The organism is Neisseria sp. P0004.S004 (assembly GCF_051963335.1).
Classification (GTDB): Bacteria; Pseudomonadota; Gammaproteobacteria; order Burkholderiales; family Neisseriaceae; genus Neisseria.
The window spans coordinates 126,750-143,665 of record NZ_JBQCUK010000004.1 but is presented as its reverse complement, the minus strand read 5'-3'; the positions used below and the strand labels follow the sequence as shown (position 1 = coordinate 143,665).

Here is a 16,916-nt window from a genome sequence, read left to right as displayed (position 1 = left end):
TAAGCGTTTGGACGATGATTTACTTCTCCAAAGCCTCCAGCAATTTTTTCTCAATCAAATCCGCGTCAAAGGATTTGGCAATCAGCTCGAAGCGCGAGTCGCGACGCCATGAAACTTGGTTTGCGCCCCATTGTCCGTCCACCCAGTTGAGCCATACCCATGTACCGAGCACTTGGAACACGCCTTTGGCACGGACGAGGCCGTCTGTCAATTTAGGCAGGTCGTTGAAGAAATCGGTCAATTTTTCTCCGTCGAAATCACGCCCGGCAGGGAAAGTGAAGCCTTGGGACTGGAAGCCCATGGTGTTGTCTGGCAGGGCTTTGAGGCGGTAGCGCGATTTTTCGACAACGGGAATATCAAGCCACTGGATGTCGAGCTGCGCATTTTGGACTTCAACCACTTTGGCTTTGGGCGGGAACAGTTTGGCCGCTTTATCATGAAATTCGGCAAGCTGTTCGGGGGTGCACAAGTCGGTTTTGCTGGCGACCAATACGTCGCAAATGCCGATTTGGTCTTTATACAATGCTTGTTGCGCGTAATCGGGATTAATAAACTGACGCGGATCGACGACGGTAAAGACCGCACCGATTTCCAGCATGCTGTCGAGCGGTTTGGCTTTCAGTTCGTCGATAACGCTGGCGGCGTGTGCCAGGCCGCTGGCTTCAATCATCAAGCGGTCGGGTTGGGCATCGCGCAGCATTTTTTGTACGGTCGTCCCCATTTGCGCGCCGGCGGTACAGCACAAACAGCCGCCGGCAATTTCGGCCACGGGAATGCCGTTGTCGCTCAAGACAGCGCCGTCAATGCCGATTTCGCCAAATTCGTTGACAATGATGACCCATTTTTCGTTTGGGTCTTTTTGCGCCATCAGACTTTTGAGTGCGGTGGTTTTACCTGTTCCGAGAAAGCCTGAAATCAGGTGGACTTTGGTCTTTTTTACTTCTGACATTTTTTACAAATTCCTGTTAAAACAACATGTTCTTCTTTTAATGAGAAACCGGTTTCAGCCACGCCTGCACGCAAGGCCGCCCATTCTTGACTCAAGGTCTGCTCATCCGCCGTACCGCATTCGGTGCAAACCAAAATAAACGCGCTATGGTGCGCTTCTGTTTCTTCGTGGTCGTGGCAATGGTCGTTGCACTCGTGCTGCGCGTGGCTGCACAAAATATAGCCGTTGACCGCCGCCACTTTGTGCAAAACACCCTGTTCCGCCCAAAAATCAAGAGCGCGGTAGGCCGTCGGCGGCGCAACCACACCCTCGCTTTGCTGCTGCATCTGCGACAGAACGTTGTAGGCTTTAATCACGCCGCTTTGTTTCAAAACAATATCAAGCACTTGCTCGCGCAATGCGGTTACCTGCACGCCATCGCGCTGCGCTTGTTCTAAGATTTTTTGTTTGATTGCGTTCATAACTGAAACAGCCTTTCAGACGGCCTTGTTAATAAAAAATTACATTATAGCGTGTTTACTCAATTTCAGATAACAAAGAGGCCGTCTGAAACGTTCAGACGGCCTGATGCCGATTACTTAAACCAAGATTTAATTTTTCCAAACAAAGACATGCTTTGTTTTTCAAACGTTTCTTCCTTCGCCGGGGCAGGCTCGTCGCGGTAAACTTTCATGCCTGCAAAGGTCTGGGCAACCGGCATGATTTCGATGGAATTGACGTTCATCCGCGCCGGACGCTGGTAGAGCCATAAAGCGGTATCGGCAATATCTTGCGGCTGGATAAACTCGACATTCTCATAAACCTCGGCCGCACGCTGGTCGTCGCCTTTAAAACGGACGTTGGAAAACTCGGTATCGCCGCACAAGCCCGGTTCGATATTGGTAATGCGGATGTTTTTGTCTGCCAATTCGGCGCGCAGGTTCATGCTGAATTGGCGCACAAAAGCCTTGGTCGCGCCATAGACATTACTGCCAGGATAAGCATAACTGCCGGCAATCGAACCCAAATTGATGATGTAGCCCTGTTTGCGCGCGACCATTTGCGGCAAAATCTGGCGGGTCAGAAAAGTCAGGCCGATGATATTGGTTTGAATCATGGTTTCCCAATCGCCAAAATCGGCTTTATCGGCGGAATCCAGACCTAAAGCCAAACCGGCGTTGTTGATCAGGCAATCGATTTCGGATAAATGCTCGGGCAGGCTGTTCAAAGCGTTTTGAATCGACTCAGTGCGCGAAACATCCATTTCCAAAGGGTAAAACTGCTCGCCCAATTCCTCTGCCAACTGCTGCAATTTGTCTTCGCGCCGTGCCGCGCCGATGACATGATATCCTGCCGCAACAAAAGTACGGCACATTGCCGCGCCGAATCCTGCCGATGCCCCGGTAATCAAAATTGCCATATCGTTTCCTTTCTATACTCGTTTCAGACTTGGGTTTAAGGTATGATAACGCCTTATCAGACGGCCTGAGTGTTTGGCCGGCCGATTCTAAATTTAACGATAATCATATCATCACAATAGGACACACTCCATATGAAAACCCGTTTTCTCCCTGTCGCTTTGGCGGCAGTGGCGCTTACCCTGACCGCCTGCGGTGGCAGCGGCGCACCTTCCCAGCCTAAAGGCCCAATTTCCGAAGACCGTACGGCCGCGTTCAAATCCATGATGCCCGAGTTTACCCGCATGGGCAAAATGGTCAAAGACGAAGAGCCTTACGACGTAGAAAAATTCAAACAAGCCGCCGCAACCTTCGCTGAAAACAGCAAAAAACCGTTCACCCTGTTTGAATCCGATCCTCAAGGCAACGGCCGCGCCCTGCCTGCCATCTGGACAGACATGGCAACATTCAAAGCCGAAGAAGAAAAATTCGTCGCAGCAGTTGAAAAACTCAACGCCGCCGCCCAAACTGGCAAGCTTGAAGAAATCAAAGCCGCTTACGGCGAAACCGGTGCAAGCTGCAAATCTTGCCACGATACATTCCGCGGTCCGGAATAAGGCTTAAATCAATAAAGGCCGTCTGAAACATCATTTTCAGACGGCCTTTTTTTCAACTGGCTTCAAACCTTTCCCTATCGACTTTATATTTTGCATTTCATGTTTTGTCGGTTTCATTTTAAACCGACGGACCAATTCACATATCGCAATCAAATTTTTTTCTTTCGGCCGTTTAAATTCAATTAAATCTTCCCTCTTCCCGGCTGATCCGATTCAAATTTAAACCTACTTTATCTTTTCAGCCGGATTCATCATATGCGCATTGATTATCTCCTAAAACAAAAATCTGCTTTATTTTTTAACAAATAAAAACCATTATTAAAATATTTGTAAAGTTTAATAATATGTTATAAAGTAGCAGCTTCGTTTCTGAGGTAACTATCATGAATCCGAATTTCAAATTAAATCTACTAACATTATCTTTACTGGCTATAACAAGTATCGCACACGCAGAAGACGAGGTTTCAACTCAAGAGCTTGATGAAATTCAAGTCAAAGGCAAACACATTGCCAAAGAGAAAAAAGTTTTTACCGAAGGCCAAGCCAAAAGTTCGCGTGAACGCGTTTATCAATCCAGCGAAAACATCGATACCATCGTGCGGAGCATGCCCGGCGTCTTCACCCAACAAGACAAGGGATCGGGGGTATTGGCGGTCAATATCCGTGGCGATAGCGGTTTGGGACGCGTCAATACGATGGTTGACGGCGTAACCCAAACCTTCTATTCCACTTCCGCCGATGCCGGACGCAGCGGCAGCTCCTCGCAATTTGGTACGGCACTGGATCCCAATTTTATTGCCGGCGTGGATGTAACCAAAGGCAGTTTCTCGGGTGCCAACGGCATCAATACCTTATCCGGTACAGCCAATTTCCGTACTTTACGGGTAGACGATGTGGTACATGGAAACCATACCTTCGGCCTTTTAACCAAAGGATTGACCGGCACAAACAGCACCAAAAGCAACTTTATGGCAACCGGAGCGGTACAAAAATGGTTTGACAGCGGAGCGCGTCTTGGCGCGTTATATGGTTACAGCCACCGTAATGTCGAGCAAAACTATAAAGTAGGCGGCGGCGGTCAGCGTATCGGCAATTTTGGCGAGGAATATTTGGACCGTAAAAAACAAGAATATTTTGAGAGCAACTTATTGAAATTCGACCACGAACAAAATCTCTGGGTTCGTGACTTTTCCAAGCGCAATGCGGTCGGCAAAAGCTATTGGGACTACCCTTTCTCCAAAAAATATAACGATCCTGAAGTTTTGCAAAGAGATTATGTCGATGATTTGGAAAGAAGCTGGAAAGAGAATTTGGCACCGCAATGGGACCTGACTCCAATCGACCCGACCAGCCTGCAACAACGCTCAAACAGCCATTTGGTCAAAGTAGAATATGAAAACGACAACAACAAGCTGGACCTTCAGCTTCGTACCATGAACAACCGTATCGGTAGCCGCAAAGTAGAAAACCGCAACTACCAAGCCAATTACAATTTAAACATTGGCGATTATGTCGATTTAAACGTATTGGCCGCCCATAATCTGGGTAAACAAAAATATCCGAAAAACTCACGTTTTTCAGGATGGGGGCTGTTGGATTATTTGGAAACCAAAAACACAGCCAATCTTTTGGATATCAACAACCGCTTCTCTTTCAAACTTCCCAACAAAACAGATTTAAAAGCCACCGTCGGTTTCAATTTCTTTAAAAACCAATACAGTAAAAACCGCTTTCCGGAAGAGCTGAGCCTGTTTTACGACGGCCCCGATCAAGATGCCGGCTTGTACAGCTTTTTAGGCCGCTTCAAAGGCGACAAAGGAATATTTCCCCAAAAATCAACGATATTGCAACCATCAGGCCAACAAAAATTCAATACCTTCTATTTTGATACTTCCTTGAAAAAAGGCATTTATCAATTGAATTACAGTGCCAATATGGTCAACTACCGCTACAAGGGCGAATATACCGACTACTTCAATACCCAAGAAGACTTTAAAAAAGCATTTGGAGAAGATTCTGAAATTTATAAACAGCATTGCACGCCAAGCTGCGACCTTTACGAACCGGTTTATACCAAATCCGGTAAAAAGCATGCAGTAAACCATTCGGTGGCATTAAACATCAATGTCAACGACTACTTTATGCCGTTTATCAGCTATTCGCGCACGCATAGAATGCCGAATATTCAAGAAATGTATTTTTCACAAATCGGCGACTCGGGCGTCAATACCGCCCTCAAGCCGGAACAGGCCAATACTTACCAAATAGGCTTCAACACCTTCAAAAAAGGGATTTTCAAGCCGGACGATGTATTGGGTTTCAAACTGGTCGCCTATCGCAGCAGGATAAATAACTATATCCACAATGTTTATGGCAAATGGTGGGATTTGGATAAAGCACCCAGCTGGGTAACCAGTACCGGCCTGCAATACTCCATCCAACATCGAAACTACGCCAAACCTGTCCATAAAAATGGTTTGGAAGTGGAAATGAACTATGATTTCGGCCGCTTTTTTACCACCCTGTCTTACGCCTATCAAAAAACCAACCAGCCGACCAACTATAGCGATGCCAGCGAATCGCCCCGCAACTCTTCTAAAGAAGACCAAATCAAACAAGGCTACGGCTTAAGCAAAATTTCCCGCCTGCCCCGAGATTATGGCCGGTTTGAATTAGGGTCCCGATGGTTGGGCAATAAATTGACCATCGGCGGCATTATGCGCTATTACGGCAAAAGCACACGGGCAACGACTGAGGAAGAATTTGTTGACGGTACAACCGGTGCCAATACCTACTCTTCACACCAAATGGGCAGAAGGGTGATCAAAAAAACAGAAAGCATCAACAGACAGCCGCTGATTTTTGATTTCTATGCCAATTATGAACCGAAGAAAAACCTTATCCTTCGTTTCGACATTCAAAATGCGTTCAATAAACGCTATATCGATCCTTTGGATGCCGCAAACGATGCCGCGACTCAGCGCTATTTCAGCGTATTTGAAAGAAAAGGCGGTTTGGATGATGAAGAGGTCGAATGCGATGCCAACGGTTTATGCAACGGCAAATATGGCGGTACGACACGCTCCGTCTTGAACAACTACGCACGAGGCAGGACTTTGCTGTTTACCATCAGTTATAAGTTCTAAACCTATCTATCAGTATCTTAATATTGCACTGATTAAGCGGTAGTCAATATTGTTGCAGTATTTATGGTGTTAGTTTACGGCACCAAATATGCCTTGAATTTTTATAGCTCAATTTCAACATTAAATGATTAGGTATCGAATATGAAAAAAATAACCCTAAAATTCACCGCACTTTTGCTTGGCTCAGCTTTAGCAAGTAGTGCGTTTGCAACAGAAAATGGTCAAACTTCCTCAAGTTCTGATTATGAATTAGAGAAAGTATTGATTTTCAGCCGACACGGATTGCGTTCACCAGTGGAAAAAGATCCGCAAGAAATGGCGAAATATTCCCCGTATGCGTGGGCAAAATGGGATGTGTCATCTGGTTATCTCACGGCAAAAGGGACAGTGCTAGAAACCTATTTCGGCCAATATTTAGGACAATGGCTTGCGGATAAAGGATTATTAACGACAGATCGTTGTGCATCGGGTGAAGGTATTTTCGCTTATGCGAATGGAGTGCAACGCACCATTGCAACAGGTCAGGCCATTGTGGCAGGAGCTTTTGCAGGCTGTAATGTTCAACTGCAACATCACGGTGAAATTGGTTCAGAAAAAGATCCAATTTTTAACACGCAGGCGCACAATCCAAGCCAAGCTTTGATTGAATCTGCAAAAAATAACGTTGATTTAACCGCTTTACAGCAAAAATTAGTGCCAAATTATGCGTTATTGAGTGAAATCATCGATTATAAAAATTCACCAAACTGTTTGCAAAAAGGCGAATGTGATTTAGGTGGAAAAGTCGGTGAATACAGTATCAAAGACGGCAAGTCGGTCAAGATTACGGGTTCTATCAGCACCGGGAAGAAAATTGTCAGTGCATTATTGCTCGCACATTATGTGGGTAAGCCTGATTCTGAAATTGCAAACGGTCGTGTGGATAGCCAAGAAAAATGGCGCGCAATTAACGAAATTAAAAACGAATATTACCGCACTTTATTTAAAAACAATGAAGCGTTAGCACAAAATGCATCATATCCGTTATTGGCATTTATTCAGCAGCAGCTAAATAGCGAAAATAAAATTAACTTATTGGTTGGACACGATTCTAATATCGTCGCTCTGCTGGCTGCATTAGGTGTTGAGCCTTATGAATTAGATGGTTCATTGGAAAATATCCCAATCGGTGGCAAGCTGCTATTTGAAGTGTGGAAGCACAAACCAAGTGGTAAGCTCAAATTTAAGTTGGATTATGTGTATCAATCTACCGAACAGCTGATTAACACCACGCCATTAAGTTTAGCGACACCACCAAACCAAACAGCTTTAACGCTCAAAGGCTGTGAAAAAGATGAAAAGGGCTTTTGTGATTACGAGCGTTTTCAACAGGTGTTGAGTGAGGGTATTAAGAACGGTAAAAAATAGCATTCATGCAACCCTATGAAAAATACTTAAAAGAGAATTCGCAGAAACTGCGAGTGGATCAAACGGAAAAGCCGGCAAACGTAATGTTTACCGGCTTTTCTCAATATATTCTCAAAATTTTCTTCATCTATACACAACAAAAAACCTGCCCTTACGGGCAGGTTGTTTTCAATAATGACGAGGATTACAGGCCGCTCAGACGGGCTGTATCGTGTGCAATCATCAATTCTTCGTTGGTAGGAATCACAACGGCAACAGCTTTGCTGTCGGCAGTGGTAATTACACCGGCATTGCCGAAGCGGGCTTTCAGGTTGGCTTCTTGGTCGATGTACAGACCGAGGAAGCCCAAGTAGCCCAATACGCGTTCGCGGATGATGTCGGAGTTTTCGCCGATACCGCCGGTGAAGACCAATGCGTCCAAACCGCCTGCCGCTACTGTCATGCTGCCGATGTATTTAGCCAAGCGGTAGATGAACATTTCCAGAGCCAGTTTGGCGCCCGGATGACCTTTGGCAGCTTCTTCTTCGATGGTACGGCAGTCGTTGGACAAACCGGAGATACCGAGCAGGCCGGATTTTTTGTTCAGCATTTCGGTAATTTGGGAAATGGTCATGTTGGCGTTTTCAGCCAAGAAACTGAAAACGGCAGGGTCGATATCGCCGCTGCGGGTACCCATTACCAAACCTTCCAGCGGAGTCAGGCCCATGCTGGTGTCTTGAGATTGGCCGTTGGCAACGGCGGTAATGGATGCGCCGTTTCCCAGGTGGGCAATAACCATGCGCAAATCTTTTTTGTCTTTACCGAGGAAACGGGCGGTTTCATCAGAAACGTAGCGGTAGCTGGTACCGTGCGCGCCGTAGCGACGCAAGCCGTATTTTTCATACAATTCATGTGGAACAGCGTAGGTGTAGGCATGTTCCGGCATGGTTTGGTGGAAGGCGGTGTCGAATACGACAACGTTCGGCAGGCCTTTGAAAATGGTTTGTGCAGCGCGCAGACCCAAGAGGTGCGCAGGGTTGTGCAGCGGAGCGAGCGGAATACATTTTTCGATGCCGGCGATAACTTCGTCATCAACGAGGATGGATTCGCTGTACAACTCGCCGCCGCTGACGACACGGTGGCCGATGGCGCCGATACGGCTGTCGAGATCATGCGCTTTCAGTTCTTCCATCAGGGCTTCAACGGCACCGGTATGGTCAGGTTTGGCAGAAAGATCGACTTTGCGTTTTTCACCGTTGAATTTAAAGGTGATATAGGCATCAGGCAGATTGAGTTTTTCTGCCAAGCAGCTCAACAATACTTCGCCGCTGTCGTTATCCAATACGGCACCTTTGAGGGAAGAGCTGCCGCAGTTCAAAACCAAGATTAATTTTTGTGTCATTTTATGCTCCTTGAGGTTTCAGACGGCATTTTTGTCGGGACCTTACTGCGGCTCCGGCTATGTTGCACCCCTTGTGGGACGTAGTGGGTAGCGGTCTGAACAGATTAACAAAGTAAACGTCGTATTCTAACAAAAAATGTAATCGGCTGCTTGACTTAATATTTGATGTAAAATGGACGGAATTTTATTTTAGGCCGTCTGAAAAAATGACGGCGGTTTTGAAAATTTACCGATATGCATTATTTCAGTATCCACACTCAAGACGGCGAACACGCCGGATTTTTCATTATGCTGGCAGACGATGAATCGCAAAATCCGCCGCAAAGCGGACGCTTTGTAATCAAGCTGCAAAGTGAAGACGCAGCCGAAGCGGCGGTATTGTCGCCTTTTGAGCAAACCGATATCCCGCAATACTGGCGCGTGGTTAAAGACCGTATCGAACTGTTTTTTGACGATAAAAATATCGGTTCGTTGCGTAACGAATACCTGACCATCAGCGGTAAAACCTTTATCCTGACCGATTTGACCGGAGCGATGTAATGGAAAGTATGTTTATCCTTGTCCCCATCAGCATTATTTTGGCCTTTATTATCGGCTGGTTTTTCTGGTGGTCGGGTAAAAACGGACAGTTTGACGACCTTGAAGGCCCTGCGCACCGCATTTTGATGGACGACGACTCCACTGAAAAACTGATCGAAAAAGACGAAGACAAAGAATCCAAACAATGAGCCTTAAAAAAGACAATCTGAATTTCCACACGACCCGCCGTTTTGCGCCGCTCTTTGGGACGCAGTTTTTGGGCGCGTTTAACGATAATGTGTTCAAAACCGCATTATTCGTGATGATCAGTTTTTACGGTTTGGGCAAAAACGACTTTCTGCCATCCAGCCAAATGCTGAACTTGGGCGCGATGCTGTTTATCCTGCCCTACTTCCTGTTTTCCGCGCTCTCAGGGCAACTGAGCAACAAATTTGATAAAGCCGTTTTGGCGCGCTGGATCAAGCTGTTGGAAATCATCATCATGGCAGTGGCGGCGTATGGCTTCTACATCCAATCCGCGCCTTTGCTTTTAATCTGCCTGTTTTGCATGGGTACGCAATCTACCCTGTTCGGCCCGCTGAAATACGCCATTTTGCCCGATTACCTCAACGACAAAGAGCTGATTATGGGCAACAGCCTGATTGAATCGGGTACGTTTATCGCCATCTTGCTCGGCCAGATTTTGGGCACCGCAGTTGCAGGCGTTCCGCCGTATATTGTTGGCGGTTTGGTGTTGTTGGTCGCCATCGGCGGCACGATGACCAGCCTGTTTATGCCGTCTGTAGCCGCTAAAATGCCGGACACAAAAATCGAATGGAACATCATCAAAGGCACGAATTCGCTGATTCGTGAAGCGGTGGCCGACCGCCCTGTATTCACTTCCATTATCGGTATTTCATGGTTTTGGTTTGTCGGCTCGGTTTATACCACCCAACTGCCGACGTTCACGCAAATCCATTTGGGCGGCAACGATAATGTGTTCAACCTGATGTTGGCGCTGTTCTCCATCGGCATCGCCATCGGCTCGGTATTATGCGCCAAACTCAGCCACGAGCGCCTGATTTTGGGCTTGGTTACTATCGGCACATTGGGTCTGACTGTCTGTGGATTATTGCTGGTGTGGCTGACCCACGGCCAACGCTTCACCGAATTAAACGGCATTATCTGGTTTTTATCGCAAGCCCAAGCGTATCCGATTATGCTCGTCATGTCGGCCATCGGCTTTTTCGGCGGCTTCTTCTCCGTACCGCTCTACACTTGGCTGCAAACCGCCAGCAGCGAAACCTTCCGCGCCCACGCCGTCGCCGCCAACAACATCATCAACGGCGTGTTTATGGTGTCGGCTGCCATTCTGAGCGCAGTTTTGCTGATGTTGTTTGACAGCATCACGCTGCTGTATTTGATTGTTGCCGTGGGTAATCTTCCGTTGATTGTTTACCTCATCAAACGGGAACCGAAATTTATCGGAGATTTGACCGCTTTGTTGAAAATCAGCAAATAAGGTCGTCTGAAATATATCCCCACCATGCACATTTTCACTGTTCAATCGCGTGGACAGCTTGTGCATAAATCAGATTACTGTCTGATTTAACATTAAAAAACAGGACTGCCTAAATTTTAAGCACAACTTTACCGCCGGACAAAATGCACATTTTCCCCAAACAAGCGTGTGCAAAGGCTGTGAATAAGTCGGCTTAATGTTTGATATTTCAAAACAAAACGATATTTGATTAATTTTTAGGCAGTTAATAAAAGGCCGTCTGAAAACTTTTTCAGACGGCCTGAGCGTATAATAACCACCTACCTTATAGTTCCCAAACGATATGATTTATCCATGGCATGAAACCCAATGGCAACAGCTCGCCGCCCATTGGCAAAACCGTCCCAACGCTTGGCTGTTTACCGGCAAAGAAAATACCGGCAAAACCGAGTTTGCTCGCTTTGTCGCGCAGGCATTGCTGTGCGAATCGCCCAAGTCCGGTCATGAACCCTGCGGTGAGTGCGCTTCGTGCCATTTGTTCAGCCAAAACACGCATCCCGACTTTTACGAACTCACGCCGGAAATTCCCGAAGGCGAGGCAATAGGACGCAAACTCCTGCAAATCAAAATCGATGCCGTGCGCGATATTGTGGAAAACATTTACCTGACCGCAGTCCGCGGCGGCCTGCGCGTGGTATTGGTACATCCGGCGGAAAGCATGAATACACAGGCGGCAAACGGTTTGTTGAAAGCTTTGGAAGAGCCGCCGCAACACGTTGTTTTCCTGCTCGTTACCCATGCGCGCGACAAACTCCTGCCCACCATCAAAAGCCGTTGCCGCCAGATGGTGCTGCCCTCGCCGACCCATGAACAAGCTGCAGCATATCTGCGTCAACAGGGCGTGGAAAATGCCGAAGCCTTGTTGGCATTCCACAGCGGCGCACCTTTATTCACACCGACTCCCGAATTGGACGCATTGCGCGAAGAGTTGCTGACGCTGCTGGCTGCCCCACGTCTGTTGGCCATACTCGACTACGCCGCTGCGTTCGACAAACAAAAGCAACCGCTGGCCGTTTTCATCGACTGGCTGCAAAAGTGGCTGACGGATGTCGGTTTGGCACAACAAAGCATGGCGCCGCTTTATTATCCGCACCATGCCCAAGCCCTGCTTCAGACGGCCTCTAAAACCGATTCACGCAGGCTGTTTGCCCTATTGGGCCGTCTGAACGCGCTCAACCCTTACGGATACCATACCTTGAGTGTTAAAATGCAGCTTGAGTATCTGCTTATCGAATATTTAGATTTTTGGCAAAACAAACCCTAACAGGTAATAAATGATGAATAAAAAAGACATTCCGGCGAAGATGTTGGCTTTGCAACTCAAAGACCCCAATTTGTTGTACAACTGCTATATGCCGTTTTTAGAACACGGCGGCCTGTTCGTGCCGACCGATGACGTATTCTCCCTAGGCGAAGACATTCTCTTGGCCGTCGAAATCGCCGACTATCCCAAACGCTTCCTGCCAACCAAAGTCGTTTGGATCAATCCGGCGCGCACCTCGGCCCACCGCCCCAAAGGCGTAGGCCTTGCCTTTTCCGAACACGAAAGCTGCCAGCAGGCAAAAAACCTGATCGAAGCCGAGCTCGGCCCGCGCCTGCGCAGCGACCGTACTACTTTTACCCTGTAATACCATGCATTTAATCGATTCACATTGCCATCTCAACTTTGACGGCCTAAAAGACCGCCTGCCCGAAGTCTTTGCCAACATGGAAGCACAAAGCGTCAAACAAGCGCTTGCCATCAGCGTCAGCAAACAAAGTTTTGCCGAAGTCTTCGACATTGCCCAGGCGCACGACCACATCTACTGCACCATCGGCGTACATCCCGACAGCCAAGAAGCGGAGGAATTTACCATCGCCGAAATGGTAGAAGCGGCCAAACATCCGAAAATCGTCGGCATCGGCGAAACCGGTTTGGACTATTACTGGTGTAAAGGTGATTTGTCATGGCAGCATCAACGCTTTGCCGACCACATCCAAGCCGCCAACGAAAGCGGCCTGCCCGTTATCGTCCACACACGCGATGCGGCCGAAGACACCTTGCGGATTTTGAAAGAATGCCACACCAACTCCGGCGTGATCCACTGCTTCTCCGAAGACGTCGCCTTTGCCAAAGCCGCTTTAGATTTGGGCTTATACATTTCCTTCTCCGGCATTGTGACGTTTAAAAACGCACCGCTGATACAGGAAGCCGCCAAATACGTCCCTGCCGATAGAATCTTGGTAGAAACCGATGCCCCCTTCCTCGCGCCGGTTCCCAAACGCGGCAAACAAAACGAGCCGTCCTACGTCCGCTATACAGCCGAATTCGTAGCCAATCTGCGCGGCGAGAGCTTGGAAACATTGGCACAAAACACCAGCGACAATTTCTATCGCCTGTTTAAGAAAGTACCCGACAGCCGTCTGAACAACGGCTAGTTCTAAGACTTTCTACCACCGGTTCTGCCTCAAACGCAGCGGCAAACTCGAAATAGCTCAAGACAGAAACGATAACGAAATCGGCTTGTGCCATCTTCCGGACGGCCGGACCTTTAAAGAATGGAAATATTTCCATCAACACAATAAATAAGTTTAAATTCAAAATATTGCTTTCCTAAGCCCAGCAAAGCTCAAGGCCGTCTGAAAGTATTTTCAGACGGCCTCTTGCTTATTTTACTGATAGGATGTAAAACCTATCCTTCGAAATAAACGGTTCATCGAAACCGTACACCCATCGACACAATATGGACACGAACTCCGAAATGCACACCCACCCTAATTTTTACGCCATGCTAACAGCCGCCTGCCAAAAAAACGGTAAAGGCACGGTCATTTTCAACGACAAAGAAAAAATCAGCTATTCCTCCCTCAAACACGAAGTAGAAACCGTCGCCGCCTATCTGCAACACGAAGGCGTACAATATGGCGACAAGGTCGCCCTGGTCGTTTCCAACTCTCCCGAATTTATTGCCGCCTATTTCGCCATTACTTCCATCGGCGCGGTAGCCGTCCCACTCAATGTCTTTTTGAAAAGCGAAGAATTTTCCTACATCCTCAATGACTGCGACGCACGCTTTATGTTCGCCTCCGCGCCGTTGGCCAAAGAACTCAAAAACATCAAAGCCAAAACCAAAGTCCGTAAAATCATCTGGATTGGCGAAACCAAAGCCGCCAGTGGCGAAGACAGCTATTTCGATGCCGCACGCACATTCCCCGGCAAGCCGAATCTGAGCCGTCAGCCGTCTGTCAATGATTTGGCGCACATTATCTACACCTCCGGCACAACCGGCCACCCAAAAGGCGCATTAATCAGTTACAGCAACCTGTTTTCCAACCTTTCGGGCATCGAACAAATTTTCCAAATCTCGCAAAAAGACCGTTTCGTCGTCTTCTTGCCCATGTTCCACAGCTTTACGCTGACCGCCATGGTTTTGCTGCCGATATCTCAAGCCTGCTCGATTATTTTGGTCAAATCCGTCTTCCCGTTCTCCAACGTGTTGAAACAGGTTTTGCTCAAACGCGCTACCATTTTCCTCGGCGTACCGGCCATTTACACTGCCATGAGCAAAGCCAAAATCCCTTGGTATTTCAGATGGTTCAACCGCGTCCGTCTGTTTATCAGCGGCGGGGCACCTCTGGCCGGACAAACCATTGACGACTTCAAAGCCAAATTCCCGCGCGCCAAATTGCTGGAAGGCTACGGCTTGAGCGAATGCTCGCCCGTCGTGGCCGTCAATACGCCCGAACGCCAAAAAACCGCCAGCGTCGGCGTCGCCCTGCCCGGCCTGACCGTGAAAGCCGTCGATGATGAATTGGTCGAAGTGCCGCGCGGCGAAGTGGGCGAACTCATCATCAAAGGCGGTTCGGTTATGCAAGGCTACCTTAATATGCCTGACGCCACAGATGAAACCATCGTCAACGGTTGGCTGAAAACCGGCGATTTCGTCACCATAGACGAAGACGGCTTCATCTTCATCGTCGACCGCAAAAAAGACCTGATTATTTCCAAAGGCCAAAACGTCTATCCGCGCGAAATCGAAGAAGCCATTTACAAACTCGATGCCGTGGAAGCCGCCGCGGTCATCGGTGTGAAAGACCAATACGCCGATGAAGAAATCATTGCCTTTATCCAACTCAAAGAAGGCATGAAACTGGAAGAAGCCGAAGTCCGCAGCCACCTGCGCGGCCTGCTGGCAAACTTTAAAATCCCCAAACAAATCATCTTCCAAGACGAGCTGCCGCGCAATGCCACCGGCAAAGTGTTAAAACGCAAACTCAAAGAACAGTTTCAAGACTAAACCGCTGTTTCAGACGGCCTCTTGATTCATGCAGGCCGTCTGAAAACAATCTGTATTCCACAAACCTTTTCAGACGGCCACGACCATGACGACACCTATACTCGAAATCGAAAACCTAAACGGCTCCTTTCCGAGCAAGCAAGTCCTGCACAATATCAACCTGACCTTGCAACCCGGCCGCAAGCTGGCATTGGTCGGCGAGAGCGGCAGCGGCAAAACCGTATTGTCGCAAGGCATTATGCGCCTCAACCCGATGGTTAGCTTTGAAGGCCGTCTGAAATATTGCGGAACCGACCTGCTGACCCAGTCCGAACGCGCCCTGCAAAAGCTGCGCGGCTGCGAAATCGGCATGGTGTTTCAAGAACCCATGACCGCCCTCAACCCCGTTATGCGCGTCGGCGAACAAATCGCCGAAGTCCTGACCCTGCATTTGGGTTTGGATAAAAAACAGGCATGGGCGCGCGCCATCGAACTCCTAGATGAAACCGGCATCCACCAGCCCGAGCAAAAAGCCCAGGCTTATCCGTTCCAACTTTCCGGCGGCCAACGCCAGCGGGCCATGATTGCCATGGCCGTATCCGCCCAACCCAAGCTCCTGATTGCCGACGAACCGACCACCGCATTAGACGTTGCCGTCCAAGCCCAAATTCTCGACCTGCTCTCGCGCCTGCAGGAAGACCACGGCATGACCATGCTCTACATTACGCACGACTTAAACCTCGTGCGCCGTTTTGCCGACGACATCGCCGTTATGCGTAACGGCCGCATCCTTGAAACCGGCAAAGCAGCCGAAGTCTTCGCCAATCCGCAACACGAATACACCAAAATGCTGCTCAATGCCGGCACAACACGCCGCGTCGCCCCCTTGCCTGAAAACCCGGCCACCGTACTTAAGGCCGAACACGTCGCCTTTTCCGTCAAAGAATCGGACGGTTGGTTTAAAAAACGCGACAAAACCATCCTCAACCCCATTTCTTTCGACCTCAAATCTGGCGAAACCTTAGGCATCATCGGCGAAAGCGGCAGCGGCAAAACCACACTGGCCAAAGCCGTTATGCACCTTATCGACTCCGAAGGCAGCCTACACATCAACGGCGAGCCATGGAAACGCGAATTGAGGCGCAAAATCCAAATGGTGTTCCAAGACCCGTTCGGCGCATTCAATCCGCGCATGAATGTCTTTGATACCGTTTCCGAAGCCTTACGCGTGCACGAACCTGAAATGCCGCGCGAAGAAATGCGCCGCCGCGTCGAAGAAGTCCTCAAACAAGTCGGTCTGCCCGAAGACGCACTCGAACGCTATCCGCACGCATTCTCCGGCGGCCAGCGCCAACGCCTCGCCATCGCCCGCGCCATCATTGTCCGCCCGAAAATCCTCGTATTGGACGAACCAACCAGCGCGCTCGATGTCCAATGGCAACAACAAATCCTTGAATTGCTCAGCGGCCTGCAAAAAGAATACGGCCTCGCCTTCATCATCATCAGCCACGACCTTGCGGTTATCCGCGCTATCTCCCACCGCGTGATGGTATTGAAAGACGGCAAAATCGTTGAAGAAGGCGAATGTGAAAACGTATTTGCCAATCCAAGCAGCGACTACACGCGCCATTTGATTGCACACTCCGGCCACATGGTTCAAGAGACCGTCTGAATCTTTAAAGATTACGATAGGCGCATTTCAAA

The 16,916-nt window shown here is 48.6% G+C and carries 16 protein-coding genes; 12 read left to right on the top strand and 4 right to left on the bottom strand.

What is annotated here, in order from left to right; all coding sequences use genetic code 11:
• Positions 1 to 19: 19 nt before the first annotated feature.
• From ACTHRY_RS04815 to ACTHRY_RS04805, 3 genes are all read right to left on the bottom strand, one after another.
• Positions 20 to 949 (bottom strand): CobW family GTP-binding protein, encoded by a 930-nt coding sequence (locus ACTHRY_RS04815; protein WP_049323553.1) that lies wholly within the window; start codon positions 947 to 949, stop codon positions 20 to 22.
• Positions 937 to 1,410 carry a Fur family transcriptional regulator gene (locus tag ACTHRY_RS04810; RefSeq protein WP_003746077.1) on the bottom strand — a complete coding sequence of 158 codons (474 nt, stop codon included), beginning with the start codon at positions 1,408 to 1,410 and terminating at the stop codon, positions 937 to 939. Before ACTHRY_RS04810 ends, ACTHRY_RS04815 begins: the two co-directional genes overlap by 13 nt.
• Before the next feature lie 113 nt (positions 1,411 to 1,523).
• Entirely contained in the window at positions 1,524 to 2,348 is an 825-nt protein-coding gene (locus ACTHRY_RS04805) for an SDR family oxidoreductase (RefSeq protein ID WP_049323551.1), read from the bottom strand.
• 132 nt (positions 2,349 to 2,480) lie between these two features.
• Here ACTHRY_RS04805 and ACTHRY_RS04800 point away from each other — a divergent pair, with 132 nt between their 5' ends.
• From ACTHRY_RS04800 to ACTHRY_RS04790, 3 genes are all read left to right on the top strand, one after another.
• Entirely contained in the window at positions 2,481 to 2,942 is a 462-nt protein-coding gene (locus ACTHRY_RS04800; protein ID WP_049323549.1) for a c-type cytochrome, read from the top strand.
• Positions 2,943 to 3,325: 383 nt separating this feature from the next.
• A complete protein-coding gene (locus ACTHRY_RS04795; protein WP_049323547.1) occupies positions 3,326 to 6,088 on the top strand; it encodes a TonB-dependent receptor domain-containing protein in 2,763 nt (920 codons plus the stop codon).
• A gap of 141 nt (positions 6,089 to 6,229) precedes the next feature.
• Positions 6,230 to 7,495 (top strand): histidine-type phosphatase, encoded by a 1,266-nt coding sequence (locus ACTHRY_RS04790; RefSeq protein WP_049323545.1) that lies wholly within the window; start codon positions 6,230 to 6,232, stop codon positions 7,493 to 7,495.
• Positions 7,496 to 7,679: 184 nt separating this feature from the next.
• Here ACTHRY_RS04790 and ACTHRY_RS04785 read toward each other — a convergent pair whose 3' ends face one another.
• A complete protein-coding gene (locus ACTHRY_RS04785; RefSeq protein WP_440374080.1) occupies positions 7,680 to 8,876 on the bottom strand; it encodes an acetate kinase in 1,197 nt (398 codons plus the stop codon).
• 234 nt (positions 8,877 to 9,110) lie between these two features.
• On the opposite strand from ACTHRY_RS04785, the gene ACTHRY_RS04780 reads away from it, so the two are divergent.
• The 9 genes from ACTHRY_RS04780 to ACTHRY_RS04740 all read left to right on the top strand — a co-directional run bounded on the left by ACTHRY_RS04780 (position 9,111) and on the right by ACTHRY_RS04740 (position 16,884).
• Complete coding sequence (locus tag ACTHRY_RS04780) at positions 9,111 to 9,416, top strand: HLGFF motif protein (protein WP_049344144.1); 306 nt, start codon at positions 9,111 to 9,113, stop codon at positions 9,414 to 9,416.
• Positions 9,416 to 9,604 (top strand): cbb3-type cytochrome oxidase assembly protein CcoS, encoded by a 189-nt coding sequence (gene ccoS, locus ACTHRY_RS04775; protein ID WP_003681462.1) that lies wholly within the window; start codon positions 9,416 to 9,418, stop codon positions 9,602 to 9,604. Before ACTHRY_RS04780 ends, ccoS begins: the two co-directional genes overlap by 1 nt.
• Positions 9,601 to 10,917, top strand: a complete 1,317-nt coding sequence (locus ACTHRY_RS04770) for an MFS transporter (protein ID WP_049323540.1) — start codon at positions 9,601 to 9,603, stop codon at positions 10,915 to 10,917. Before ccoS ends, ACTHRY_RS04770 begins: the two co-directional genes overlap by 4 nt.
• 322 nt (positions 10,918 to 11,239) lie before the next feature.
• Positions 11,240 to 12,220 carry a DNA polymerase III subunit delta' gene (locus ACTHRY_RS04765; protein ID WP_004520841.1) on the top strand — a complete coding sequence of 327 codons (981 nt, stop codon included), beginning with the start codon at positions 11,240 to 11,242 and terminating at the stop codon, positions 12,218 to 12,220.
• A gap of 10 nt (positions 12,221 to 12,230) precedes the next feature.
• On the top strand, positions 12,231 to 12,584 hold the full coding sequence (locus ACTHRY_RS04760) for a PilZ domain-containing protein (protein WP_003746058.1): 354 nt from the start codon (positions 12,231 to 12,233) through the stop codon (positions 12,582 to 12,584).
• Positions 12,585 to 12,588: 4 nt separating this feature from the next.
• Positions 12,589 to 13,374, top strand: coding sequence for a TatD family hydrolase (locus tag ACTHRY_RS04755; RefSeq protein WP_049323538.1), 786 nt, complete (start codon positions 12,589 to 12,591; stop codon positions 13,372 to 13,374).
• Between the two features lie 52 nt (positions 13,375 to 13,426).
• Positions 13,427 to 13,525, top strand: a complete 99-nt coding sequence (locus ACTHRY_RS04750; protein ID WP_079453788.1) for a DUF333 domain-containing protein — start codon at positions 13,427 to 13,429, stop codon at positions 13,523 to 13,525.
• A 154-nt stretch (positions 13,526 to 13,679) separates the two neighbouring features.
• Positions 13,680 to 15,233: a fatty acid--CoA ligase gene (locus ACTHRY_RS04745; RefSeq protein ID WP_049323537.1), complete on the top strand. Its 1,554-nt coding sequence runs from the start codon at positions 13,680 to 13,682 to the stop codon at positions 15,231 to 15,233.
• 85 nt (positions 15,234 to 15,318) lie between these two features.
• A complete protein-coding gene (locus tag ACTHRY_RS04740) occupies positions 15,319 to 16,884 on the top strand; it encodes an ABC transporter ATP-binding protein (RefSeq protein WP_049323535.1) in 1,566 nt (521 codons plus the stop codon).
• Positions 16,885 to 16,916 lie beyond the last annotated feature (32 nt).